The 26,294-nt window shown below is 62.5% G+C and carries 19 protein-coding genes; 6 read left to right on the top strand and 13 right to left on the bottom strand.

What is annotated here, in order from left to right:
- Nucleotides 1–267: 267 nt before the first annotated feature.
- The 3 genes from ELX51_RS12170 to ELX51_RS12180 all read right to left on the bottom strand — a co-directional run bounded on the left by ELX51_RS12170 (nt 268) and on the right by ELX51_RS12180 (nt 2,643).
- Nucleotides 268–1,059: a molybdopterin-dependent oxidoreductase gene (locus ELX51_RS12170; RefSeq protein WP_127753771.1), complete on the bottom strand. Its 792-nt coding sequence runs from the start codon at nt 1,057–1,059 to the stop codon at nt 268–270.
- On the bottom strand, nt 1,056–1,874 hold the full coding sequence (locus ELX51_RS12175; RefSeq protein ID WP_206524746.1) for a cytochrome b/b6 domain-containing protein: 819 nt from the start codon (nt 1,872–1,874) through the stop codon (nt 1,056–1,058). The genes ELX51_RS12170 and ELX51_RS12175 overlap by 4 nt, the downstream gene beginning before the upstream one ends.
- Nucleotides 1,875–1,992: 118 nt before the next feature.
- The gene (locus tag ELX51_RS12180) at nt 1,993–2,643 is read right to left on the bottom strand and encodes a ThuA domain-containing protein (protein ID WP_127753773.1); all 651 of its coding nucleotides are present in this window, start codon (nt 2,641–2,643) and stop codon (nt 1,993–1,995) included.
- A gap of 364 nt (nt 2,644–3,007) precedes the next feature.
- Between ELX51_RS12180 and ELX51_RS12185 the strand changes: the two genes are divergently transcribed.
- Entirely contained in the window at nt 3,008–4,618 is a 1,611-nt protein-coding gene (locus tag ELX51_RS12185; protein ID WP_127753774.1) for a bifunctional metallophosphatase/5'-nucleotidase, read from the top strand.
- Nucleotides 4,619–4,679: 61 nt separating this feature from the next.
- Here the strand turns inward: ELX51_RS12185 and ELX51_RS12190 are convergent, their stop codons facing one another.
- The 6 genes from ELX51_RS12190 to ELX51_RS12215 form a co-directional block, all read right to left on the bottom strand.
- Nucleotides 4,680–4,931: a GlsB/YeaQ/YmgE family stress response membrane protein gene (locus ELX51_RS12190; protein ID WP_127753775.1), complete on the bottom strand. Its 252-nt coding sequence runs from the start codon at nt 4,929–4,931 to the stop codon at nt 4,680–4,682.
- Between the two features lie 87 nt (nt 4,932–5,018).
- Nucleotides 5,019–5,801 (bottom strand): ThuA domain-containing protein, encoded by a 783-nt coding sequence (locus ELX51_RS12195; protein ID WP_127753776.1) that lies wholly within the window; start codon nt 5,799–5,801, stop codon nt 5,019–5,021.
- A gap of 185 nt (nt 5,802–5,986) precedes the next feature.
- On the bottom strand, nt 5,987–6,994 hold the full coding sequence (locus ELX51_RS12200; RefSeq protein ID WP_127753777.1) for an ABC transporter ATP-binding protein: 1,008 nt from the start codon (nt 6,992–6,994) through the stop codon (nt 5,987–5,989).
- A 12-nt stretch (nt 6,995–7,006) separates the two neighbouring features.
- The gene (locus ELX51_RS12205) at nt 7,007–7,855 is read right to left on the bottom strand and encodes a carbohydrate ABC transporter permease (protein WP_127753778.1); all 849 of its coding nucleotides are present in this window, start codon (nt 7,853–7,855) and stop codon (nt 7,007–7,009) included.
- Nucleotides 7,855–8,772 carry a sugar ABC transporter permease gene (locus ELX51_RS12210; protein ID WP_248305342.1) on the bottom strand — a complete coding sequence of 306 codons (918 nt, stop codon included), beginning with the start codon at nt 8,770–8,772 and terminating at the stop codon, nt 7,855–7,857. The genes ELX51_RS12205 and ELX51_RS12210 overlap by 1 nt, the downstream gene beginning before the upstream one ends.
- Before the next feature lie 152 nt (nt 8,773–8,924).
- On the bottom strand, nt 8,925–10,175 hold the full coding sequence (locus ELX51_RS12215; RefSeq protein ID WP_127755275.1) for an ABC transporter substrate-binding protein: 1,251 nt from the start codon (nt 10,173–10,175) through the stop codon (nt 8,925–8,927).
- 373 nt (nt 10,176–10,548) lie between these two features.
- Between ELX51_RS12215 and sseA the strand changes: the two genes are divergently transcribed.
- The 3 genes from sseA (at nt 10,549) to ELX51_RS12230 (ending at nt 15,909) form a co-directional block, all read left to right on the top strand.
- A complete protein-coding gene (sseA, locus tag ELX51_RS12220; RefSeq protein ID WP_127753780.1) occupies nt 10,549–11,379 on the top strand; it encodes a 3-mercaptopyruvate sulfurtransferase in 831 nt (276 codons plus the stop codon).
- Between the two features lie 122 nt (nt 11,380–11,501).
- On the top strand, nt 11,502–12,761 hold the full coding sequence (locus tag ELX51_RS12225; RefSeq protein WP_248305106.1) for an efflux RND transporter periplasmic adaptor subunit: 1,260 nt from the start codon (nt 11,502–11,504) through the stop codon (nt 12,759–12,761).
- Between the two features lie 13 nt (nt 12,762–12,774).
- Nucleotides 12,775–15,909, top strand: a complete 3,135-nt coding sequence (locus ELX51_RS12230) for an efflux RND transporter permease subunit (protein ID WP_127753782.1) — start codon at nt 12,775–12,777, stop codon at nt 15,907–15,909.
- A gap of 440 nt (nt 15,910–16,349) precedes the next feature.
- Here the strand turns inward: ELX51_RS12230 and mmsB are convergent, their stop codons facing one another.
- The 4 genes from mmsB to chvE (ELX51_RS12250) all read right to left on the bottom strand — a co-directional run bounded on the left by mmsB (nt 16,350) and on the right by chvE (ELX51_RS12250) (nt 21,478).
- On the bottom strand, nt 16,350–17,576 hold the full coding sequence (gene mmsB / locus ELX51_RS12235; RefSeq protein WP_127753783.1) for a multiple monosaccharide ABC transporter permease: 1,227 nt from the start codon (nt 17,574–17,576) through the stop codon (nt 16,350–16,352).
- Nucleotides 17,573–19,105, bottom strand: coding sequence for a multiple monosaccharide ABC transporter ATP-binding protein (gene mmsA / locus ELX51_RS12240; RefSeq protein ID WP_127753784.1), 1,533 nt, complete (start codon nt 19,103–19,105; stop codon nt 17,573–17,575). Before mmsA ends, mmsB begins: the two co-directional genes overlap by 4 nt.
- Nucleotides 19,106–19,228: 123 nt before the next feature.
- A complete protein-coding gene (gene chvE, locus ELX51_RS12245) occupies nt 19,229–20,293 on the bottom strand; it encodes a multiple monosaccharide ABC transporter substrate-binding protein (protein ID WP_164854956.1) in 1,065 nt (354 codons plus the stop codon).
- Nucleotides 20,294–20,404: 111 nt separating this feature from the next.
- Nucleotides 20,405–21,478, bottom strand: coding sequence for a multiple monosaccharide ABC transporter substrate-binding protein (gene chvE / locus ELX51_RS12250; protein WP_172123906.1), 1,074 nt, complete (start codon nt 21,476–21,478; stop codon nt 20,405–20,407).
- A gap of 409 nt (nt 21,479–21,887) precedes the next feature.
- On the opposite strand from chvE (ELX51_RS12250), the gene ELX51_RS12255 reads away from it, so the two are divergent.
- Both ELX51_RS12255 and ELX51_RS12260 read left to right on the top strand, forming a co-directional pair.
- Nucleotides 21,888–22,655 (top strand): FadR/GntR family transcriptional regulator, encoded by a 768-nt coding sequence (locus ELX51_RS12255; protein ID WP_127753787.1) that lies wholly within the window; start codon nt 21,888–21,890, stop codon nt 22,653–22,655.
- Between the two features lie 113 nt (nt 22,656–22,768).
- Nucleotides 22,769–26,122 (top strand): transglutaminase family protein, encoded by a 3,354-nt coding sequence (locus ELX51_RS12260; RefSeq protein ID WP_127753788.1) that lies wholly within the window; start codon nt 22,769–22,771, stop codon nt 26,120–26,122.
- The last annotated feature ends 172 nt before the right edge of the window (nt 26,123–26,294 follow it).

Genomic DNA, 26,294 nt, shown 5'->3' on the forward strand with positions numbered 1-26,294 from the left:
CAGCCGCAAAGTGCAGGTGGCGCGTCAACAGGTGCAATCGGGCGATAAAAGGAAAGTATCGCGCGGGTGCTGGCTCGAACCCGAACAAACTGTTTCCGGGCTGACTTCGCCGCTCACCGCAAGGATAAGAAGAGAAGTCCGTCACCACTGATAGCTGCCCGGTCCAAGACCGTGCGGGTGACGATGCATCCTATGTGGAGGAGCCGGGGGCAAATAGCAAGCTTCGATTGTTTTCCCCGGCTGCATGGCCGCCCTGCGCCGCCGGGGTTAGATGCCGCCATACCAGTCATAGCCATAGTCTTCCCAATACCCACCATTGCCCCGGCCAAAGGATTGCAGGTCCGCCACCAATTCGATCGTGTGCAGATATTTGGGCTGTTTATAACCCAGCGCCCGCTCGATCCGCAGCCGCACCGGGGCGCCGTTTGCTACCGGCAGCGCCTGGTCATTGAGGCCGTAAGCCAGGATCGATTGCGGATGATGGGCGTCCACCAGGTCCGAACTCTCGTAATAAAAGACATCGCCCGAAAGGCCCCGCTCGATATTGTCAAAGCAGTGATAAACGCAGAACCGCGCGTCAGGATGGACGCGCGCGGCGTCAAGGATCGGCCCCAGCGGCGTACCGGTCCATTTGGCGATGCAGCTCCAGCCCTCGACGCAATCATGCCGGGTAATCTGCGACCGGGCTGGCATATTGCGCAGCTCGTTGAGCGAGAAGCTCAAGGGCTGCTCGACCATCCCGGTGACCTGCAGCCGGTAATCGGCGAAATTACCCTCCTGCAACGCTTTGTATTCGGGCGTCGTCGGCTGGGTCGATCCATTGGGCTTCTGCCCCTGTCGGATTTCGCTGGCGGCATATTCGCGCGCTAGCGTCTGCTCGCCAACAAGGCGGCGCTGCGCCCGATAGGTCAGCACATTAGCTTGTTCGACGAAGTTGCGGGCCGGATGGTTTTGCTGCCCGAGGAAATCGAACTGGTCGCACCCCGCTAGGATCAACCCTGAGGCAGCACCCGCCGAACCCTGCAGGAACCGGCGGCGGGAAAGCAGCAGGCGGCTCACGGTCGATCTCCTTTGAGCTTTGGATTACCCGCGCTGATCCGGTACCAGCCGGTAACCATGGAGCGCAGTTCGTTGAACGGCCCCGCCGCAATCACCATCACGAGGTGAACCACAAAGAACAGCACCAGCAGCACCATGGCGCCAAAATGGATCGTGCGCGCCGTTTGCCTCCCGCCAAACAGATCGAGCATCCAGGGCCAGGCAGCGTTGAGTCCGGGGCTCATGGTCAGCCCGGTCAGCACGATCAGGGGAAACAGCACGAACAGCACGACAAAATAGGTGATCTTTTGCACCGGCCCATAACTGCGATTGTGGTGGAGGCGAAAGCGGGCATGATCGACGAGATCGCCCGGCGCCGCCTTGAGGTCGGCAATCCCGGGCACGATGTTGCGGCGTAAATGCCCCTGGACGAGGCTGGCGACGAACCAGACCAGCATCGTGCCCAAAAACAGCCAGCCGAAAAAGAAATGCACCACCCGGCCGGTCCCCAAATCCCGATAGCTGGGAATGGTCACGGCGCCCGGGAAGGCGGTTAACACAGGACTTTCCGCCGAACCCGACGCGCCCAACACGCCCGTCGTATCAAAGGTCTGGCCAAAAATCCGCGTTTGCCCGCGCGGCCCCTCAGGGCTGTTCACCGCCCCGATCGCCAGCACCGAATTGTCGAACTCAAAGCCCGACTGCTCGCCGATGTAAAGCGTGGGATGCGCGTTGAAGATCTGCAGCCCACTCAGCAGCAGGAAGAACAGGCACACTGCCCATACCCAATGGGTGACGCGGGTGGCCAGCGACTGCCGGTAAACCAGCGGCCCCACGGCCTTCCTGCGGCGTCCTGTGTCTGCCTCACTCACTTGCCGCTCCACTTGTGACCCCATCAAGATACGAAGCGAACGGCACCGCAGTTTCAAGTCAACTCACGGCGATGAGGCCCAGCTATTCTTCGTCGCGAGCCGCCCAGTTGAGGCCCCGGCGCATGATTGTCGCCATGTCGCTGTTCTCGAATTCCTTGGCCCGATGCCCCAGCGTCATGTGGAACACCCGGCCCTGCCCATGGTGCCGCTTCCACACCACCGGCATGGTGACGCCTTCGATCCAGGGCGCGTGTTCGCCGCTGAACGTTGTGGTCGCGAGCACCTCGTTGGAGGGGTCCACATGCATGTAATACTGCTCGGACGTATAGGGGAACGACTTGATCCCGGCCATCACCGGGTCATCGGGCTTGGTCACGTCAACCGTATAGTCGATGATGTTCCCGGGATGGGCGACCCACTGCCCGCCCACCATGAATTGGTACTCCACCGCCTCCCGAAAGGCATCGCTCATGCCCCCGTGATGGCCCGCCAGGCCCACCCCACCTTCCACTGCCTTGGTGAGGTTCTCCACCTCCTCTTTTTCGATCTTGCTCATGGTGAAGATCGGCACGATCAAGGACAGATCGTGGATGGACGGATCGGCAAAGGCGCTCGTCTCGGTCGCCATGCGCACCGAAAATCCATCTTCATGCAGCCACCGGCGGTAAATGGCAGCACATTCCTCAGGATCGTGCCCAGCCCAACCGCCATAAACAATCAATGCGCTTCGCATGGCATTCCCCCGCAAATCAATGGGCGCGGAGATTACCGCATAAACCGGTGAATGGAACCCCGGCCCGAACGCCCTTCATGATCGATTTGGCCTCGCCATCGCTCAGAAACCACCAGCTATGCTGTTGAAGACGGATGGGCAAAGCACAACGCCACCCCTCGAAAAAGCTGCCCTGCTGTTCCAGTGTCTCGGCCCAGTTTGGGGGCGGAAAACGAGAAATCACGGCAATACAGGCCATGATGAGGGAGAGTGAAGCGAACCACTTCCACCTGTCATAAAGACCTGATTAACTTCCCCGAGGTGGTCCGGCCTCGCTTGAGGCGCCATTGCAACAGCACGGTCGAAAGCATCAAGGATGACAGGGATGAAGAAACTGCTCTTGGGCGCCAGCGCGCTCACCCTCTGCGCCACATTTTCTGGCGCAGCCTACGCCGATTGGACGCTAAACATCCTGCATATCAACGATTTCCACTCGCGCTTCGAGCCGATCACGGGTTCGGACTCCGACTGCGACGCCGAAACCGATGCGGCCGGCGAGTGCTTTGGCGGTATCGCTCGCCTGAAGTCCATCATCGATACCACTCGCGCCGACATCGACGCGGCCGGTGGCAACTCGCTGCTGCTTTCGGCTGGCGACAACTTCCAGGGCTCGGTCTACTACACCACCTACAAATCCAAGGTCGTTTCTGACTTCTTCAATCAGATGAATTTCGACGTGGTTGCTACCGGCAACCATGAGTTCGACGATGGCCCCGAAGAGTTTTCCACCTTCATCGCCGCCGCCGAATTTCCCATCATCGGCGGCAATTTCGACGTGACCCGGTCCGAGGATCTGCGCGGCAAGATCAAGGGCTCCATCGTTCTCGATGTTGGCGGCGAGCGCATCGGCATCATTGGCGCCACCACCGAAGACACGCCCGAGATTGCGTCGCCCGGCGCTGATGTCGAGTTCACCGACGTGATTCAGTATGTGCGGGGCGCCTCCGAAGCCCTTGATGCGGCTGGGGTAAACAAGATCATCCTTCTCAGCCATATTGGCTATACGCTGGACCAGCAGGTTGCCGCCGCCCTGCCCCTCGTCGACGTCATTGTCGGGGGCCACTCCCACACCCTGCTGTCCAACACCGCCGAAGGCGCGGCCGGCCCCTACCCCACCCTGGTCAACAACCCCATGGGCGTGGAAGTACCCGTGGTCCAGGCCAATCAATACGGCAAATATCTGGGCAACATCGCTGTTACCTGGAACGACCAGGGCGAGGTGATATCAGCCGAAGGCGAGCCCTTCCTGATCGATGCTTCCGTCGATGGGAACGAGGACTTCGCCACCCAGCTGACCGCGCTGGCCGGCCCGATCGACGAAGCCATGGGCGAGGTGATCGGCACCGCCACCGCGCCCATCGAAGGCTCGCGTGAAGTGTGCCGCGCCATGGAGTGCGCCATGGGCAATCTGCTGGCTGACGCCATTCTCGACCGCGTCGCCGATCAGGGCGCCACCATCGCCTTCCAGAATGGCGGCGGCGTGCGCGCCTCGATCGACGTCGGCGAGATCACCATGGGCGAGGTGATCACCGTCCTGCCCTTCTCCAACACGCTCGCCACGGTCGACATCAGCGGCGCCGATGTGATCGAGGCTCTCGAAAACGGGGTCAGTGACGTCGAGAACGGCGCGGGCCGCTTCGCTCAGGTCGCCGGGCTCAAATACGCCTTCGATATCTCCCAGCCCGTTGGCAGCCGCGTCAGCGAGGTCATGGTCAAGAACGGCGAGAACTGGGCCCCGATCGATGAAGCCGCGACCTACAAGATCGTCACCAACAACTATGTGCGTGGCGGCGGCGACGGCTTTGCCAGCTTTGCCGGCGGCGACAACGCCTATGATTTCGGTCCCCCGCTCGAGCAGGTCGTAGCTGAATACATTGCCAATCTCGGCGGCGAATACACGCCCTATACCGATGGCCGCATCACCGTCATCAAATAGTGGCCGCCCCGAAACACGAAAGGCGCCCCGAGGGGCGCCTTTTTTTGTTGGTTGCAACGGATTAAGCCCGCCGGGCCAACTGGCTCCAAACCAGCAGCACGATCACCGCGCCAACCACCGCCCCGATAAACCCCGCCCCATCATTAGCGTCGTAGAGCCCGATCTGCTGCCCCAGGAATGTCGCCACCAGTGAGCCGACAATGCCCAGCACCGTAGTGAGGATAAAGCCGGATGGCTTGTGATCGCCCGGCGTGATCCAGCGCGCGATCAGCCCCGCAAAGAACCCGACGAAAATACTCCAGATAATGCCCATTTCGGTCCCCCTGTTCGCGCCACTAGATGCGCAATGGAAGCCGCACTTGCAAGATCGGGAATGTTCACTGCGCTGGGCTTACCGGGCCTAGCGAAACCCTTCTTCGCGCCCATGATGCAGCTTGGGCCCGCGCTCCTCGATCTGTTCGGGCGCTTCATCCACCGGTCGGTTGGGCGCGGTGAGCAACTGCGGATAGCTGTTGGCATTATAGGCCCAGTTCACCGCATTGCGCAGCACCAGCCCCACCGTATCGTCGTGATAGGTCGGATAGGTTTCGTGGCCCGGGCGGAAATAGAAGATATTGCCCGCGCCACGCCGATAGGTCAGCCCCGAGCGGAACACTTCCCCACCCTGGAACCAAGACACGAACACCGTTTCGAGCGGCTCGGGCACCGAGAACGGCTCGCCATACATTTCTTCCATTTCGAGCTCGAAATAGGGCGGCAGGCCCTTGGCGATAGGGTGGCCGGGATTGGTAACCCACAGCCGCTCGCGCTCGCCCGCTTCGCGCCAGGAAAGGCCGCAGGGCGACCCCATCAGCCGCTTGAAGATTTTTGAGAAATGCCCGGAATGGAGCACGATCAGCCCCATGCCTTCCCAGACGCGCTGGGCGATCCGCTCGACCACCTCGTCCTCGACCTGCCCATGGGCGGCGTGTCCCCACCAGATCAGCACATCGGTCTCGGCCAATGCCGCTTCGCTGCACCCATGCTCGGGGTCCTGCAGGGTCGCGGTCTTGGTCGAGATATTGCTGTCGCTGCTCAGGAGCCTGGCAATCTGGTTGTGCATGCCCTGGGGGTAGTTGTCCGCCACGATCTTGTTTTTCTGCTCGTGGACATTCTCGCCCCAGACCAGGGTTCGGATCGGCATTGTCGTCTCCTATAAATTGCCGGCCGGCGGGTCATTGCTTCCGCAAGGCCATTGAACCAAGGCGCTTGGCAGCTCCGCGGCGAGGCGCGCGGAAAGGCGCCAGACCCAAGAGGTGTTCTCAAAACGCTAACGCTGGGAGGCAGCGCCGCGTTGCGGTCCCTGCCCCTTGCCGTCGAGCGGCGCACTCACCGGATCGGCTTGCCCGCGCCATCGAAGCGGTGAATCTTGTCGTCCATCGGACTGATATGCACCGTTTCGCCCGAATGGTAGCTGTTGCTGCCATCGAGCCGCACCACTACGGGCTCTTCGGTGCCCATTTCGAGATAAACATAGCTGTCGGCACCCAGGTTTTCCGTATGGATCACCTTGCCGGTCCACAGCCCCTCGCTGGGCTTGATGATGATGTGTTCGCCCCGGATGCCCACTGTCTTAGCGCCAAAGGGCGCCGCCAGTTCCCCGGAGAGGAAGTTCATCTTGGGCGAACCGATAAACCCGGCGACGAACATGGAATCGGGCCGCTCATAAAGCTCCATCGGCGTGCCCACCTGCTCGATCATCCCGTCGCGCAGCACGCAGATACGATCAGCCAGCGTCATCGCTTCCACCTGATCATGTGTCACATAGATCATGGTGACGTCGTTCATCTCTTCATGCAGCTTGGCGATCTCGATGCGCGTCGCCACGCGCAGCGCCGCATCGAGGTTCGAGAGCGGTTCATCGAACAAAAACACGCGCGGATCGCGCGTGATCGCCCGCCCGATCGCCACGCGCTGGCGCTGCCCGCCCGACAGCTGCTTGGGCAGCCGGTCGAGATAGGGCCGGATCTGCAGCATATCGGCGGCGCGCTCCACCCGCTGGCGGATTTCTTCCTTGCCCTTGCCCTTTTCCAGCGTCAGCCCGAAGGCCATGTTCTCGTAGACCGTCATATGCGGATAAAGCGCATAGGACTGGAACACCATGGCGATGCCGCGCTTCGATGGGGCCAGCGCGTTGACCACCTCGCCATCAAACAGCATCTCGCCCGAGGTAATGTCCTCGAGCCCACAGATCAGACGCAACAAGGTGGATTTGCCGCAGCCCGAGGGCCCGACAAACACCATGAACTCGCCCGAGCGCACCTGCAGGTCGACGCCCTTGATCACCTCCACCACGCCAAAGGCCTTGCGGATATTGCGAAGCTCGATGCTAGCCATCTGGGAACACTCCTAGCCTTTGACGCCGCCGGCGGTGAGCCCGCTGACGATCTTGCGCTGGAAAATCAACACCAGCACCACCAGCGGCACCGTCACGATCACCGAAGCGGCCATGATCAGCCCCCAGGGCGTTTCGAACTGCGAACCACCCGAGAGCAGCGCAATGGCGACCGGAACAGTGCGGGTATTGTTGGATGAGGTGAAGGTCAACGCGAACAGGAACTCGTTCCAGGCGCTGATGAAGGCCAGGAGCCCCGTCGTCACCAGCGCCGGCCACATCAGCGGCAGGAAGACGCGGGTGATGATCACCCAGGGCGTTGCACCATCCACGATCGCGGCTTCCTCGATCTCCACCGGCAAGTCGCGCATGAAGGTCGTCAGTACCCAGACGGTAAAGGGCAGCGTGAAGATCGTGTAGGAAAAGATCAGCGCCCAGGGCGTGTTGTAGATCCCAAGGCTCCGGATCACCTCGAACAGCCCGGCGAGCACCGCGATCTGGGGAAACATCGAGACGGCGAGAATCGTCATCAGCAATAAGCTACGGCCCCGGAACCGCACGCGGCTCAGCGCATAGGCCGCCGTCACGGCCAGAAACAGCGCCAGCAACACGGTGACGGTCGCGACAAAGATCGAGTTGAGCAGATTGCGCGGAAAGCTGCCCGAAGTGAGCACCGATTGGTAGTTCTGCAGGCTGAACGAGGTCGGCCAATAGCTGACCCGGAAAATATCGGTGCCCGATTTGAAGCTGGTCAGGATCGCGTAATAGAACGGGAACACCGAGACGACGACGATCACGAGGACCAGCAGGTAGAACAGCACCCGCTTGATCAGCTTCCAGGGGTGAATGGTGGCGGCGGCCATCAGCGGTCTCCCCCATCGAAATTGACCCGTCCCAGCCAAATATAAAGGATGGTGAACAGCACGATCAGCACGAACAGGAATGTCGACTGCGCCGAGCCATAGGCAAAATTGTCGAAGTCGAAGAGGTTTTCGCGCGCCAGCACCGACATGGTCTTGGTAGCCGCGCTATTGGGCGTCAGCACATAGATCAGATCGAAGATGCGCAGCGCATCGAGAATGCGGAAGATGATGGCCACCATCAGCGCCGGCCGGACCAGCGGCAGCGTGATGCGGAAGAATTGCTTGACCGGATGCACGCCGTCAATTTCGGCAGCCTCATAGATGTCGCGCGGAATCATCTGCAAGCCCGCCAGGATCAGCAGCGCCATGAATGGCGTCGTTTTCCAGATATCGACGATCAGCACCGCGGTCATCGCCGTTTCGGGTGACGCGGTCCAGGCCACTTTCTGGCTCAACAGGCCCAACTTCATGCCGAGATCGTTGATGATGCCGAACTGGTCGTTCAACATCCAGCCCCACATGCGGGCCGAAACAATGGTCGGGATCGCCCAGGGAATCAGGATGGCCGCGCGGACAATGCCGCGGCCCTTGAACTCAGCATTGAGCACCAGCGCCACCAGCATGCCCAGCACCGCCTCGGCGGACACTGATATGACGGCGAAGCGGACGGTGTTCCAGACGGCATTCCACCAGGCCGGATCCACCAGCAGGCCACGGTAAATCGTGCGCCCGCTTTCGAGCGTGCGGATCTGCAGATAATTGCTGAACCCCGCCCATTCGGCCCCATAAAGGTCATTGAGCGAAGCGTCGGTGAAGGAAAAATAGATCGAGCGCAGCAGCGGCCAGCCGGCCACCACCGCCAGCGCCGCCATCATCGGCAACAGGAACCAACGCGCCGCCCGCAGGCGCTGCTGCATCAGCTGGGACTGGACCTTGGGTCTGGCTGCGGGGACTGGCGCCGCCAGGGTTTCGGTAGCCATTTGCTGCTCCTCCCCCGTTATTTGCCCCCGGCTGGAGGCGGGCGGCTAGCGTGCCGTCCGCCCGAGCTGAACAGGGCCCGACTTCTGGCTTACCAGCCGCTGCCCTTGAGGTCGGTCAGATCGAGTTCCAGTACTTCGAGGTTCTCTGCGGCCGAGCCATTGCCCGAAAGCGTGTCATGCACAGCGCTCCAGAACAGCGAGGAGACCTGGTTGTAATCCGCCTTGGTCGGGGCCGATGGACGCGGCACCGCATTCTGGAAGATTTCCTTCCAGTTCGGCACGATCGGCGCGGCCTCGGCGATTTCGGCATCGTCATAAAGGGCTTCGATCGTGGGTAATTGCGTCTGGTTGATCGCCCGCGCTTTTTGCACTTCGGGCGAGCTCAGGAACAAGGCCAGCTCGATGGCCGCATCGGGATCCTGGGAATATTTGGATACGGCATAATTCCAGCCACCCAGCGTTGCGGCCGACCGCGCCTCGGCGCCATCGCCTGCTGGCAGGGGAGCCACGTCGAACTTGCCGGCAATGCTGGAGTCCGAGCCATTGCCCAGCGCATAAGCATAGGGCCAGTTGCGCATGAACACTGCATTGCCCAGCTGCCAGACGCCGCGGCTTTCTTCTTCGCCATAAGCGAGATTGCCTTCGGGCGAGATCGTGCTGATCCAGCTGGCCGCTTCCTCGAGCGCCGCGACCGCCTGCTCGTTGTTGATGGAAATGGTGCCGTCGGCCTCAACCACCTGCCCGCCGCCATAGGATTTGACCCATTCCAGCGCGTTGCAGGTCAGCCCTTCATAGGCATTGCCCTGGAAGACGAAGCCGAACATGTCGGGGTTCCCCGCCGCACGCTCGCCATCCATCACTTCTTGGGCGGTCGCCTTGAGCTCGGCCCAGGTGCCGGGCACTTCCTTGCCGTATTTTTCCAGCAGGTCGGTGCGGTAATACAGGGCTGGCGCGTCGGTATAGCCGGGCATGGCTACGAGCTTGCCGTCCACGGTCTGGGATTCGATGATGGAGGGGAAATGCGCCCCGATCACATCGGCAGCCGCTTCGCTGAGGTCGAGGAACTGGTCGGCCAGCTGCGGCGCCCAGATCACGTCGGTGGTATACACATCGATATCGGCATTGCCGGCCGCCAGCCACAGCCGATACTGGCCGAACTGGTCCGAGGTCGAAGACGGCATGGGCACGATGGTGACGGCGTGCCCGGTCTGCTCGGCAAACAGGTCCAACTGGGTCTGCAGGAATGCCAGCCCCGTGCCGGTGTCCCCCGAAACAATGGACAGCTCGGCCGCTTGCGCGGCGCTCGCCACCAGGGTGACGCTCGCCAGCAGACCGGCCATCAGCTTGTTGATCTTCATTGGTATCCTCCCGAATGAAACACGTGATCGAGGAAGAACCCGGCCAACAAGCGCGCCTTTTCCGGGCGGCGCTGGCAGCATTCCCCCTCTTAGGCTTTGGTTGGCTGGTTGCCCCAACACTCTTCCAAAGCGCCTTCCTCAGGAGACAACCAGAGGCCCCCTATACTGTCAAGCAGCGGCCACCTGAATTCGCCCGCCGCCTGCCTTTTGGCAAGAACAGGGACAAATCCGCGTGTATTGCCGGACGCTTGCGCCGGCTATCGTCGAGCACTTGCCAGCCCGGATAGGGCGCTGCGCGTTTGACGCGCGCGGGCGCCCGCGCCATGGTGGCGCGCAATGCGCAAGGAGTCGGATCATGGATAATCACTTTGTTTCAACCGACTGGCTGGCCGACCGTCTCGGCGATCCCGATCTGGTGATCGTGGATGGCTCCTGGCACATGCCCGGCTCCGTGCGCGATCCGCACGCCGAGTATCTGGAGTCCCATCTGCCGGGCGCGGTGTTCTTCGACATCGACGCGATCGCCGACAAGGACACCGACCTGCCCCATATGCTGCCCGCCCCTGCCGCCTTTGCCGGCGCCGTGGGTGAGCTCGGCATCGCCGATACCATGACCATCGTGGTCTACGACCAGTTCGGCATGGCCACTGCCCCCCGCGTCTGGTGGACCTTCAAGGTCATGGGCGCGCCCAACGTGCTCCTGCTCGAGGGCGGCTCGCCCAAATGGCGCGCCGAGGGCCGCCCCACCGAGTCAGGTCCCGTGCAGCGCGAGCCGCAATGGTTCGAAGTGCGGCTCGATCCCGACCGCGTCACCGATTTCGGCACCGTGCTCGCCCGCAGCCGCGACCGTGAAGCGCAGATCCTTGATGCCCGCCCCGCCGCTCGCTTCAACGCCGAAGTGCCCGAGCCGCGCCCGGGCCTGCGCGGTGGCCGCATTCCCGGCAGCATCAATGTGCCCGCGAGCCTTTTGACCGAAGCGGGTGCCATGCGCTCGCCTGACGAGCTGCGACAGCTTTTCGCCGAGCGCCGCATCGATCTCAGCCGCCCCATCATCACCACCTGTGGCTCGGGCATCACCGCCTCTGCCCTTGCGCTCGCGCTTGAGGTCGCCGGCGCCAAGGATGTGTCGGTTTATGACGGCTCCTGGACCGAATGGGGCGCCAATCCCGATGCTCCGATCGCCTGAAACGGCGGTGCATGGTTAATTAACGGCATTGTAACGTGCGCAGGGGGGACCAAGGCTGATATGCTGCAACCGACAGCGCTGCGGCTCCTTCGCGCGCATTAGGTGAATGGGATAAAATCAGCTTGATACGGCAACTTCTGGCATCGGTGATCATTTTAGCCGCTGCGGCCCTGGCATGGGTCTTTTTCGCCCCCGGCGCCACACAAACCCTGGCCTCCTACGGCATCGCCCTGCCCTTTGGCTCCACCCAGGAAGTTGCCAATGCCCCTCCAGCCGGGCGCCCGGGCGGCGCTCCTGGCGCCCCTGATGGCGCTCCCCGTGGACCCGCGGCCGGCCCTGGCGCAAACTCTGGTTCAGGTCCGGGCGGGCGCGGCCCAGGTGGCCCGCGCGGCGCCAGTCGCCAAACCAATGTCGTGACCACCGGGGTCACCCTCGCCACCATTAACGACACGCTCAGCGCCATCGGCGAAGGCACCGCCGTGCGCTCCGTCACCGTGGTTTCCTCCGCCGGCGGCACGCTGACCGAAGTTCTGGTCGCGCCCGGCCAGGAAGTGGCAGCCGGCGACGTCATCGCCCGCCTCGAAGCCGATGCCGAACAGCTTGCCCTCGACCGCGCCCGCCTCGCGGCCGATGATGCCGATGCGACCCTTGCCCGCACCGAAGGGCTCGCCAGCTCCAATGTCGTGGCCAACACCGCCCTCACCGCCGCCCAGCTCGCCGCCGCCAATGCCGATCTCGAGGTGCGCAATGCCGAACTGGCCCTCGCCCGCCGCACCATCACCAGCCCTATCAGCGGCACGGTCGGATTGATCCAGGTCACCCCCGGCAATTATGTCGGCGCGCAAACCACCGTCACCACCATTGATGACATCGCGTCGGTGCGCGTCGATTTCTGGGTGCCCGAGCGCTACACCAGCATCGTCCAGCCAGGAACGCCGATCACCGTATCCGCGCTTGCCGTCCCCGGCCGCACTTTTGAAGGCGAGATCAGCGCCCTCGACAATCGCGTCGATCCCGCCAGCCGTACGCTCCAGGTCCAAGCTGAAATTCCCAATGAGGACGGCACCCTCCGCCCCGGCATGTCTTTCCAGGTGGCCCTGCGCTTCCCCGGCGAAACCTATCCAGCCGTCAATCCGCTGGCGATCCTGTGGTCCACCGAGGGCTCCTATGTCTGGAAATATGTCGAGGGCCGCGCCGTGCGTGTGTCTGCCGAAATCGTCCAGCGCAACAGTGACGGCGTTTTGGTCCGGGCCGATCTGGAGCCGGGCGACGCCATCATCACCGAAGGCGTGCTGCAGCTGAGCGAAGGCGCTCAGGTGACGCTCCTTGAAGGGCCCGACGGCACCGGGGGCGAACAGCCCCAGGCCGCGTCGGCCAGCTAGCCCGCAAAGGATTATGCCCATGTCGATTGCAGCAAAAAACCAGCGCGGCGGCACCCTCGCCGGCCTCTTTGTGCGCCGCCCGGTCATGGCGATGGTGATCAATGCCCTCATCGTCGTGGCCGGCCTTGCCGCGCTGCTAGGCGCCGAAGTGCGCGAACTGCCCAGCGTCGAGCAGCCCGTCCTGTCCATCTCCACCCGCTTCGAAGGCGCCGCCGCCGAAACGGTGGATCGCGAGGTGACCGCGGTTGTAGAAGGCGCCGTGGCGCGCGTTCAGGGCGTCACCGCCATTTCCTCGAGTTCCTCCACCAATACCAGCCGCGTTACCCTGGAATTTACCGACGGCACCAATCTCGATGTCGCGACCTCCGATGTTCGCGATGCCCTGAGCCGCGTCACGCGCTCCCTGCCCGACGGGGTAGATGACCCCACCATCTTCAAGGCAGACTCCGATGCCCAGGCCGTTATCCAGCTTGCGGTCACGTCCGATATCGTCCCGGTAGGCGAGCTCAGCCAGTTGGTCGAGGACGTGATTTCCGAGCGCCTCGCTGCCGTCAACGGCGTGGCCGAAGTGCAGGTCTATGGCACGCGCGAAACCGCGTTCGAGATTGATGTCGATCCCGTCAAGCTCGCCAGCCTTGGGCTCACCGTCGCCGATATCCGCAACGCCGTTTCCACCATTGCCTTCGATACGCCCGCCGGCTCGATAAACGGCCCCAACCAGAATATTTCCGTGCGCGCCCTCTCCGAAGTCACCCAGCCGGAGGACTTCGAGAACATCATCATCTCGGGCAAGACGACGCTGGGCGATGTCGCGACTGTCGTCTTCGACGCCGCCGCCAGCACTTCGTCGCTCCGCTCCGATGGCAAGCCCGGCATTGGCCTCGGCATCGTGCGCCAGGCCCAGTCCAACACCATCGAGATTTCGGAAGGCGTTCATGCCGCCGTCGAGGTGCTCAACCAGACCCTGCCCGAAGGCGTCAACGTCAAGATTTCCAGCGACGATGCGGTCTTCATCGAAGGCGCGTTGCATGAGGTGCAGATTGCCCTCATCGTCTCCCTACTGGTGGTCGTCGCCATCATCTATCTGTTCCTGCTCGATTGGCGCGCCACCATCGTGCCGGCCCTCTCCATGCCCATCGCCCTTCTGGGCGCCGTCGCGGGCATTTACCTCGCCGGCTTCTCGCTCAACATCATCACGCTCCTCGCCCTTGTGCTCGCCACCGGGCTGGTGGTCGACGATGCCATCGTCGTGCTGGAAAATATCGTGCGCCGCAAAGCCATGGGCGCCGGACCGCGCGCTGCCGCAGTCCTGGGTACCCAGGAAGTGTTCTTTGCGGTGGTCGCCACCACCCTCACCCTCGCCGCCGTGTTCATCCCGCTCTCCTTCCTTGCGGGTCAAACGGGGCGCCTGTTCCGCGAATTCGGCTTCACTCTCGCGATTGCCGTGTTGCTGTCTTCGGTAGTGGCACTGTCGCTTGGCCCCATGATCGCCTCGCGCCTGCTCAAGGCCGAGCTGCATACCGATCAACCCCGCAAGGGTCTGATCGGGGGCATCGGGCGCTTCTTTGCCCGTCTTTATAGCCGCACCCTCAAGCTCGCCCTTGCCAACCCCTTTGTGGTGGTGCTCGTCGCGCTGCTCTTTGCCGCCTCGTCCTATTACGTCTATGGTAATCTGCGTCAGGAGATCACCCCGCCCGAGGACCGCTCGCAGATTTCCCTGCGCGTGCAGGCCCCCAGCACCGCTAGCCTCGATTATGTGCGCAGCCAGATGACGACCATCGAGTCCATGCTGCAGCCCTTTGTCGACAATGGCGAAATCCGCTCGATCTTTGTGCTCTCCGGCTGGGGCAATGGCGGCTCGCTCACTCTTTCCCTTGCCCCCTGGGGTGAACGGGAACGTAGCCAGGCCGAGATCGCGGCCGACATCAATGCCCTGATGGCCCAGGTTCCCGGCGTGCGCGCTTCGGTCGGTCAGGGCAACAGCCTTGGCATCCGCGGCGGCGGCTCGGGCCTGCAATTTGCCGTGGTCGGCTCCAACTATGATGTGCTGGCCGACACGGCCGAAACCATCAGCGACAGGCTCGAGGAAGACGGGCGCTTCGGTCGCGTTACCGTCAATTTCGATACGACCCAGCCCCAGCTCACCTTGTCGGTCAACCGTGAACGGGCTGACGCGCTCGGCATCGATATCAACGGCCTTGCCACCACCATGCAGGCCATGATCGACGGCACCGATGTGGGCACAGTCTTCATTGAGGACACCAGCTACACCGTGCGGATGCTCTCCACCAGCAATCCGGTCAATGACCCGCGCGACCTCGAAACCCTCTTCGTCAAGACCGGCCAGGGCCGCTATGTGCCCATGTCGACCATCGCCACCATCACCGAGTCTGCCGTGCCGCCGACCTTGCGGCGCGAGCAGCAGCGGCGCGCCGTGACGGTCACCGCCAGCCTTGAAGATGGCGGCCTGGCGCTCGGCGACGCCTACACCCGGCTGCTTGAAATTGCTCGCCCGATCATGCCCGAGGGCACCGCCATTCTGCCGCTGGCTGAAGCCAAGACGCTGGGTGAAGCCAATAACGGCCTGTTCCTCACTTTCGGCTTTGCGCTTGTCATCATCCTTCTGGTGCTGGCGGCGCAGTTCGAAAGCTTGTGGAGCGCCATCATCGTGATGACCACCGTGCCCTTCGGCGTTGCGGCGGCGCTTTATGCGCTGCTGGTCACGGGAGGCAGCCTCAACATCTTCAGCCAGATCGGGCTCGTCCTCGTGGTCGGCATCATGGCCAAGAACGGCATTCTGATTGTTGAATTTGCCAATCAGTTGCGCGACGAAGGCCGCTCGGTGGGCGAAGCGATCGAGGAAGCCTCCAATATTCGGCTGCGCCCGGTGATGATGACCATGATCGCCACCATCATCGGCGGCCTGCCATTGGTGCTGGCCAGCGGCGCGGGCGCCGAAGCGCGGACGGCGCTTGGCTGGGTGATGGTGGGCGGCCTCAGCTTCGCCGCCATCTCGACGCTCTACCTGACGCCGGTGGCCTATTTGCTGCTCGCCCGCTTCAGCAAGCCCAAGGCCGAACAGGAAGCGCGCCTCGAGCGCGAACTCGACGCCGCCAACGCCCCGGCCGCATCGGTCCCGGCAGAGTAAGCCGGCACCGGACCGGTCGGTCGCCCCGTGGCGGCCGACCAACTTATCCCCGGTGCCAAAAGCTCGGTTATTGTTGCCCCATCTTCATGCGCAACTGCGCGGTCGCGACGAACGGTCGGCATGGGGAGGCCGGATGGCATGGGGGTCGCTCCATGTCCTGTGGTTTAAAGGATGATCTGTGACCCGATTTGAGCCCCCGGGTTTGTCTTTCGGCACGGGCTTAAGCCGAGGACGGTCCTTTCCATAGAGTCTCCGGGATAGCATGGGGCAAGGCTTGCTTCACCTATACCTTTTGCCGGACGACCGGCACCGAGGCGATCCTTGCCCCATGTCGCAGCCGCTGGCCCTTGGTCGAGCGGAGATTTGGCACATCCCCGCCCTTGTAAACAAAAGGCCGCCGGATTGCTCCGGCGGCCAGATTTGAATCTGCGAACAGGCGCTTAAGCTTTGTTCTTGTTGTAAACGTCGAACACCACGGCGCCCAACAGCACCAGGCCCTTGATCACCTGCTGCCAGTCGATATTGACGCCCATGATCGACATGCCATTGTTCATCACGCCCATAATGAAGGCGCCGATCACGGCCCCTGCCACCTGCCCCACGCCACCCAGGGCCGAGGCACCGCCGATGAACACGGCCGCGATCACGTCGAGCTCGAAGCCCTGCCCTGCCTTGGGGGTCGCGGTATTGAGGCGCGCCGCAAAGATCAGCCCGGCAAGAGCCGCCAGCATGCCCATGATCACGAACACATAAAAGGTCAGCCGCTCGGTCTTGATGCCCGAAAGCTGCGCCGCCTTGCTGTTGCCGCCCAGCGCATAGATGCGCCGGCCCAGCGTCGTGCGCTTGGTCACGAACACAAAGATCGCGATCAGGATCGACATTACGATCAGCACATTGGGCAGGCCGCGATAGGACGCCAGCAGGTATGAGAAGAACAGGATCAGCGCACCCAGCACCGCGGTCTTGACCGCGAATACGGCAAAAGGCTCGGCTTCATAGCCATGCTCCTGCCGGCGCTTGCGGCTGCGCAGGCTGGTGAACACATAGGCCAGCGTCACGAGGATGCCGATCACCAGCGTCGTGGTGTGCAGCACCAGCGGCGGGCCATCGCCCTGCGGAATGGTGATGGGACCGATGATATCGGGCACAAAACCGGCGCTCAGCAGCTGGAATTCCACCGGGAACGGGCCCACCGAAGCCCCGCCCAGCAGCGCCAGCACCAGGCCCTTGAACACCAGCATGCCCGCCAGCGTCACGATAAAGGACGGGATCTTGAGATAAGCGATCCAATAGCCCTGTGCGGCGCCGATGGCAGCACCAACCGCCAGGCACAGCACCATGGTGGCGAGTGGCGGAATGCCCCAGCGCACCATCATGATCGCGGCGAGACCGCCGACAAAGCCTGAGACCGAGCCCACCGACAGATCGATATGGCCAGCGACGATCACCAGCAGCATGCCCAGCGACATGATCACGATATAGGAGTTCTGCAGGATCACATTGGTCAGGTTCAATGGCCGGAACATCGTGCCATTGGTGGTGATCTGGAAGAACACCATGATGGCCAGCAACGCGACGACCAGCCCGTAGTCGCGAAGATTGGCCTGGAGTACGGAGCGCGCCGAAGAAGTGGTGCTCGGTACCTGCGGTACGGTTTCGGTGGTCATGCGATTTTTCCTTCTGCACGCACGATAGAGCGCATGATTCGTTCCTGGCTTGCCTCGCTCCCGGCGAGCTCGCCAACGATGCGGCCTTCATTCATCACATAGATGCGGTCACAGATCCCCAGCAGCTCGGGCATTTCCGAGGAGATGACCAGAATGCCCTTCCCCTCGTCAGCCAGCTTGTTGATGATCGTGTAGATTTCATACTTGGCGCCAACATCGATGCCGCGGGTGGGCTCGTCGAGGATCAGCAGGTCAGGGTTGGCGAACAGCCACTTGCTGAGCACGACCTTCTGCTGGTTGCCGCCTGAAAGATTGCCCACGATCTGATACACGCTCGAGGAGCGGATATTGGTCATCTTGCGATAATCGTTGGCGACCTTCATCTCGGCCATGTCGTCGATCACCCCGCCATGCGAGATGCCCGGCAAATTGGCCAGCGTCGTATTGTGCTTGATGTGGTCGATTAGGTTCAGCCCATAGGTCTTGCGATCCTCGGTGGCATAGGCAATCCCGGCATCCACTGCCCGGCGGACGGTGGAGGTATCCACCTTCTTGCCATGCATGAACACTTCGCCCGAAATGTTGCGCCCATAGGTCTTGCCAAAAAGGCTCATGGCGAATTCGGTCCGCCCGGCCCCCATCAGCCCGGCAATGCCCACCACTTCGCCCTTGCGCACATTGAGGTTGACCCCCTTGATCACCTGCCGCTCGCTGTGGAGCGGGTGGTAAACCGACCAATTCTTGACCTCGAGCAGCACCTCACCGATCTTCGGTTCGCGCTTGGGATAACGATCCTCGAGCGAGCGGCCCACCATGGACGCGATGATCCGGTCTTCCGACATATCGGCGCGGTCCATCGTCTCGATGGTGCGCCCATCCCGGATCACCGTGACCCGGTCGGCGACACGGGCGATCTCGTTGAGCTTGTGCGAGATGATGATCGAAGTAATCCCCTGCGCCTTGAACTCCAGTAGAAGATCAAGCAGTGCCGCGCTGTCCTTCTCGGACAGGCTCGCCGTGGGTTCATCAAGGATCAGCAGTTTGACTTCTTTGGACAGCGCCTTGGCAATTTCCACCAGCTGCTGCTTGCCCACCCCGATATGGGTGACCAACGTATCGGGATCTTCCTTGAGCCCGACCATGGACAACAGCTTGCGCGCGCCATTGCGCGTCTCATCCCAGTCGATCACCCCCGCTTTTGCCTGCTCATTGCCCAGAAAGATGTTTTCGGCAATCGAGAGCAACGGCACCAGCGCCAGCTCCTGATGGATGATGACAATACCCACATGTTCGCTGTCGCGGATGGTTTTGAAGGCAACCGGTTTGTCTTGATAAATGATCTCCCCTTCGTAGCTGCCGGCAGGATAAACCCCGCTCAGCACCTTCATCAGGGTGGATTTGCCCGCGCCGTTTTCCCCCACAATGGCGTGGATCTCGGCTTCGCGCACATCCAGGTTCACATCCTGCAGCGCCTTGACCCCCGGAAAGGTCTTGGTGATGCCGCGCATTTCCAGAATGGTCTTGGTCATCGTCTTGTCTCTAACGCTCCGTAGCGCGGCGCTTAGCTTGGTTCTACCGGGTCCGGCAAGCAACGCCTTTGTGACGGGAAGGCCCCGCAAACAAATGCGGGGCCCAGTCCTTGGTTTGCAGGATTACTGGACGTCTTCGGCCTTGATATAGCCCGAGTCGATCAGCAGTTCCTGGTAGTTGGTCTTGTCCACTTCATATGGCGTCAGCAGGATCGAGGGCACGACCTTGACACCATTGTCGTAAGTGGTGGTGTCGAGGCCTTCAGGCGTGTCGCCCGAAACAACCGTTTCCACGAGGTCCGCGGTAACGCGGGCCAATTCACGGGTGTCCTTGTAAACGGTCGAGTACTGCTCGCCCGCAACGATCGCCTTGACCGACGGAGCCTCGGCGTCCTGGCCCGAAATGATCGGCCAGGCGAGGTCGGACGAACCATAACCAACGCCGCGCAGCGACGAGATGATGCCGCGAGCCAGCCCGTCATTGGGTGCCAGCACGGCATCGACGCGGGTGCCGTCCGAATAAGCGCTGGACAGCAAGTTATCCATGCGAGACTGGGCGGTGGCACCATCCCAGCGCAGGGTACCAACCGTCTGCATGCCGGTCTGCCCGGACTTGACGACGAGGTCCCCCTTGTCGATCAGCGGCTGGAACACGCTCATCGCGCCGTCGTAGAAGAAGAAAGCATTGTTGTCGTCGGGCGAGCCGCCGAACAGCTCGATATTGAACGGGCCGGGCTTCCCGGGATAGCCGAGGCCCTTGAGGATCGAATTGGCCTGCAGCACGCCCACCTGGAAGTTGTCGAAAGTGGTGTAGTAATCCACATTCCCGGTGTCGCGGATCAGGCGGTCATAGGCGAACACTTCCACTTCGGACTCGCCCGCCTGCTGCAGCACGGCCGACAGCGTCGTGCCATCGAGCGCGGCGATCACCAGGGCATCAACACCCGTGGTGAGCATGTTTTCGATCTGGGCGAGCTGGTTGGGAATATCGTCGCCGGCATATTGCAGGTCGACCGTATAGCCCTTTTCCTCAAGCGCGGCCTTGAGCTCGGCGCCATCGGAAATCCAGCGCAGCGTGGTCTGCTCGGGCATCGAAATGCCGATCGTGCCCTTGTCCTGGGCCAAGGCCGCGCTCGAGGCCGTCATTGCCACGGCGCTCACCGCCAGAACACTGGCGAAGGTCTTCAAAAATGTCATGTATCGCATCCCTGTGGAGCAAAGAACTTTTGCAAGAACGCCGGCGGATTGCTCCGCCAGCGCAGTCATTCCTCGTCCGGGCGAGAACGAAAAGCCCGGCCGTTACTGGAGATCTTCAGCCTTGAGGTAGCCGGAATCCACCACCAGTTCCTGGTAGTTGGACTTGTCGACTTCATAGGGGGTGAGCAGGATCGAGGGCACGACCTTGACGCCATTTTCATAGGTCGTGGTGTCGAGACCTTCGGGCGTGCCGCCAGTCAGCACGGTTTCCACCAGGTCCGCAGTCACGCGCGCCAGCTCACGGGTGTCCTTGTAGACAGTAGAATACTGCTCGCCGGCAATGATCGCCTTGACCGAGGGAGCCTCGGCGTCCTGGCCCGAAATGATCGGCCATGGCTGATCGGCCGAGCCATAGCCCACGCCGCGCAGCGAGGAGATGATGCCGCGCGACAAGCCATCATAGGGCGAAAGGACGGCGTCGACGCGCGAGCCATCCGAATAGGTGCTCGACAGCAGATTATCCATGCGAGCCTGCGCCACCGCACCGTCCCAGCGCAACGTGCCAACGGTTTCCATGCCCTGCTGGCCGGACTTGACCACCAGGTCACCCTTGTCGATCAGCGGCTGGAACACGCTCATCGCGCCGTCATAGAAGAAGAAGGCATTGTTGTCGTCGGGCGAGCCGCCAAACAGCTCGATATTGAACGGGCCAGGATTCTCGGGATAGCCGAGACCCTTGAGGATCGAATTGGCCTGCAGCACGCCAACCTGGAAGTTGTCGAAAGTGGTGTAGTAATCCACATTGCCCGTGTCGCGGATTAACCGGTCATAGGCAACGACCGGGATGCCCGAGTCGGCCGCCTGCTGCAGCACGCTCGACAGCGTCGTGCCGTCGATCGACGCGACAACCAGCGCCTCGACCCCGGTGGTCACCATGTTCTCGACTTGGGCGAGCTGGTTGGGGATGTCGTCTTCGGCATATTGCAGATTGACGGTATAGCCCTTGGCCTCGAGCGCGGCCTTGAGTTCATTGCCGTCCGAGATCCAGCGCAAGGACGACTGGGTTGGCATGGCGATACCGATGGCACCCTTGTCCTGGGCAAAAACCGCTGCCGAACTGACCAGCGCCACGGCGCTGACCGTCAACAAGGTTGCAAGAGATTTGGCAAGCTTCACGTCTCGACTCCCTATGATCTTCAGTATGCAAGAATAAGCATTGGTGCTTGGGGGCGGGCGGCGCCCCATGGATGCGGGCTGCTCAAGGCATGCCGAACCGGAGCGAACCAGGCATCGGCGGCGCCCCGGCGCAGCAGCAATTTGCGTTGCATTGATTCCTCTCCCGGCAGCCGCTGTTGCAGCCGCGGCCCTCCCAAGCCCACGTCGCGGAAGCTAGTTTAATCAGATAAGACTGTAAAGCGACTTTGCTTCCCGCGCGCTCCCCCTACCCTGCCAAAGTTCAACAAGCCTCCCGGTTGCGGCCGCTCTTGCTTGACGATACCGTCCGCCCGCCCGCCAGTGCGCCGAGGCCAAAAAGCATTCGAAGCAATGCAATCTATGTTGACCTATCAGATAGGCAGGAGGAAAGTTGAGCATCGCAACGGATGGGACCTCCCCTGAGGGGGGCAGCGCCGCCAGTGTCGTGGCCGATCACCTCGCACGCCAGATCCTGACCGAGATGATCCCGGGCACAAGCCTGCCCAGCGAAGCCGAACTCGCATTGCGCTACCAGGTGAGCCGCTTGACCATTCGCGAGTCAGTCAAGCTGCTCGAAGGCCGGGGTCTGCTCGAGATCGCCAAGGGCCGCCGCGCCGTTGTGCGCGAGCCGGACGGCGCCGCCTTCACCGATTTCCTCACCTCGGTGTTGCGCTACGATCCCAAGGGCCTGTTTGACCTCATGGAAGTGCGCATGTCCCTTGAGGTGCAATCAGCAACCCTGGCGGCCAAGCGCGCTTCCCGGGCCGGCGCCGCGGCCATCGAGCACGCCCTGCAAGGAATGCGCGACGCGGCGGGGGAGTCGGAAACCGCAGCGGAGACCCACGAGGTCTGCTTCAACGACCATGACCTGGCCTTCCACGAAGCCGTTGCGCTGGCCAGCGGCAATCGCGTGCTCGGCTATCTGTTCGAGGGCATGGCCCCGGCATTGCGCGAAGGCTTCACCGTCAGCCAGCGCGGCCATCAACGGCGCGGCCACACCGTTTGGAACACCATTGCCGACCATGAGCGTATCTTTGAATGCATCAAGTCAGGCAATGGCCGCGCCGCGGGGGAGGCCATGCGCCTGCACCTCAAGGACACCGAGCGCGACATGCGTGCGGCTCTGACAATGGCCCTGCCACAAACTCCACGTTTGTAAAGAGGAGCTTGCGTCTCCCAACCGCGTTATCGGCAGTGCTGGCGGCTGCGGTCAAAGGGGACTAGGCTGCCGCCAGGCGAACCGGATTTCACCCAAGCGAGCGACGCAACCGCATGTCGATCAAAGCTGCCGTCTATCACCTCACGCACTACAAATATGACCGCCCAGTTTATTTGCAGCCCCAGATCATCCGGCTCCAGCCAGCGCCGCATTCCAAGACCAAGGTGCTCAGCCACGCACTCAAGGTGTCGCCCGCGAACCACTTCGTCAATGTGCAACAGGACCCCTACGGCAACTTCCTCGCCCGCTTCGTCTTCCCCGAACCCGTAACTGAGCTCAAGATTGAGGTGGATCTTGTGGCCGACATGACGGTCTACAATCCGTTCGACTTCTTCGTGGAAGAGCGCGCCGAAACCTGGCCCTTCCTGTATCCCGAAGACATCAGCGACGACCTCGCCATCTACATGAAGGCCGAACCTGTCGGCCCGCTGGTTGAACAGTTCCTCGCCGGCATCGATCGATCGCCCACCAATACGGTGACCTTCGTCACCGGGCTAAACGCCCGCCTCCAGCAACACGTCGCTTACATCGTGCGCATGGAGCCCGGCGTCTGGAGTCCTGAGGAAACGCTGGGCAATGCCCGCGGCTCTTGCCGCGATTCCAGCTGGCTCCTGGTCAACATCCTGCGCCATTTGGGCTTTGCTGCCCGTTTCGTTTCGGGCTACCTGATCCAGCTCAAGCCCGATCTCGTGTCCCTTGATGGCCCTGCCGGTACGGACCGCGACTTCACCGATCTGCATGCTTGGTGCGAGGTCTATTTGCCCGGTGCGGGCTGGGTCGGTCTTGACCCCACTTCGGGCCTGCTCACGGGCGAAAGTCACGTCCCCCTGGCGGCCACGCCGCACTACCGCAACGCCGCCCCTATTTCAGGTCTTGCCTCTTATGCCGAGGTCGACTTTGCTTTTGACATGCGCGTTGACCGCGTCGCCGAGCATCCCCGCGTCACCAAGCCGTTCTCGGATGCCGCTTGGGACGAGCTCAATGCGCTGGGCCATCAAGTCGACGCCGTTCTGGCGGCAAATGACGTCCGCCTCACCATGGGTGGCGAGCCCACCTTTGTCTCGATTGACGACTTCGAGGCCGAGGAATGGAACACGGGAGCGGTTGGGCCGACTAAGCGCGCCCTGGCCGATGACCTGATCCGGCGCCTGCGCCAGCGCTTCGCCCCAACGGGCCTGCTGCATTATGGTCAGGGCAAATGGTATCCCGGCGAGACCCTGCCCCGCTGGACCTTCTCGCTTTACTGGCGCACCGACGGCCAGCCGGTCTGGAAGGATGAGAACCTAATCGCTCGCGAGGGAGTGGCCACCACCGCCAAGCTGGGCGACGCCGAAGCCTTCCTTGCGGCCTTCGCCCGCCATCTGGGGCTATCCGGGGATACCATTGCGCCGGCTTACGAGGACCCCGGCGAATGGCTGCTCAAGGAAGCCAATCTGCCGCCCAATGTCGACCCGGCCAATTCCGAGCTCGCGGACCCCGAAGCGCGCTCCCGCATTGCCACCGTGTTCGAGCGCGGCCTGACCAATCCCACGGGCTATGTGCTGCCGGTGCAGCGCTGGAATGCACAGGCTTCCAGCCCCTGGCTGACCGAGAAATGGCAGACGCGGCGCGGCAAGCTGTTCCTGGCTCCAGGGGACAGCCCCGCTGGCTATCGCCTGCCCTTGTCTTCGCTGCCCCATCTCAAGCCAGCCGATTATCCCCATGTGGTGGCGCAGGACCCCGGCGCCCCCCGTGGGCCACTGCCGCCAGCCCACGCTATCCTGCCCCACGCCGCCCATCCCGGCCTTTCCGCCGATCCGCGCGCCCAAACGGCCGCCGAGTTCACCGCCGCCGGCGAGCAGCAGGATCGCACCGAGCAGGTGATCAGCGAAATCAAGGGGGAGGTGCGCACTGCAGTCACCGCCGAAATCCGCGACAACAGGCTTTGCGTCTTCCTGCCGCCGGTGGAAACCCTCGAGGACTATCTGGAACTCGTTGCCGCCACTGAAGCCGCAGCCCGCGAAGTCGGCCAACCCGTGCACCTCGAGGGCTACGGGCCACCAACCGACCCGCGTCTCAACGTCATCCGCGTTGCCCCCGATCCCGGCGTGATCGAGGTCAACATCCATCCCGCCAATAACTGGGATGAGTGCGTCGCCACCACGACTGCCGTGTACGAGGAAGCCCGCCATTCCCGCCTGGGCGCAGACAAGTTCATGATCGACGGTCGCCACACCGGCACCGGCGGCGGCAACCACGTTGTTGTGGGCGGCGCTACGCCCGAGGACAGCCCCTTCCTGCGGCGTCCGGATCTGCTCAAGAGCCTCGTGCTCCATTGGCAGCGCCATCCTGCGATGTCCTACCTGTTCTCGGGCCTCTTCATTGGACCAACCAGCCAAGCGCCCCGGTTCGACGAGGCGCGCCATGACAGCCTCTATGAACTCGAAATCGCCATGGCGCAGGTGCCGAACCCGGCATCGGGCGAGCCGGCGCCACGGCCTTGGCTGGTGGATCGCCTGTTCCGCAATCTCTTGACCGACGTCACCGGCAACACCCACCGCTCGGAGATCTGCATCGACAAGCTGTTCTCTCCCGATGGTCCGACCGGCCGGCTAGGCCTTGTGGAATTCCGCGGCTTCGAAATGCCCCCCAATGCCCGCATGTCCCTCGCGCAGCAGGTGCTGATCCGCGCGTTGATCGCCCGGTTCTGGACCGATCCGCTAGAGGGCAAGTTTGTACGCTGGGGCACGACGCTTCATGACCGCTTTATGCTGCCCCACTTCATCTGGCAGGACTTCCTTGATGTTCTGGCCGACCTTGAGCACCACGGCTTCCGGCTTGATCCCGCCTGGTTCGCCGCTCAACTGGAGTTCCGCTTTCCTTTCTGCGGCGAGGTGGAATACGAGGGCCTGCGCCTTGAACTTCGCCAAGCGCTGGAACCCTGGCACGTCATGGGCGAACAGGGTGCAATTGGCGGCACGGTGCGCTTTGTTGATTCATCGGTCGAACGGCTTCAGGTGAAACTTGAAGGTACCAATCCTGACCGCTACGCCGTGTGCTGCAACGGGCGCCCCCTGCCCCTGCGCAAAACCGACGCCGCCGGCACGGCGGTTGCGGGGGTACGCTTCAAGGCCTGGCAACCTGCCTCGGGGCTCCACCCGACACTGGAGCCAAACGCCCCCCTCGTGTTCGACATCTATGATCGCTGGACCGGACGTCCCGTCGGCGGCTGCGTTTATCACGTCGCTCATCCCGGCGGGCGCAACTACGACACTTTCCCCGTCAACGGCAACGAGGCTGAAGCGCGCCGCCTCGCCCGGTTCGTGCCCGGCAACTACACTGCTGGCGGCTTTGCACTGCACGAGGAACAACCAGCCGACGAATTTCCGCTGACACTGGACTTGCGCCGCCCCGCCAATCTGAACTGAGCACCGCTCTGGGACGCTGAACGACAACAGGGCTGCTCGCTAGCTGGTTATCATTAGCCATCTGAGGCGCCAGCTGAACCGCACTTAGATCCTTCTGGCTAGGGCGGAGAGGAGATCACCGGAACCAAGTCGTTCCATCGCCGTTATTTGATCACGCACAACAAAGCGTGAT

This window comes from Devosia sp. 1566 (assembly GCF_004005995.1).
In the GTDB taxonomy this organism is placed as follows: domain Bacteria; phylum Pseudomonadota; class Alphaproteobacteria; order Rhizobiales; family Devosiaceae; genus Devosia.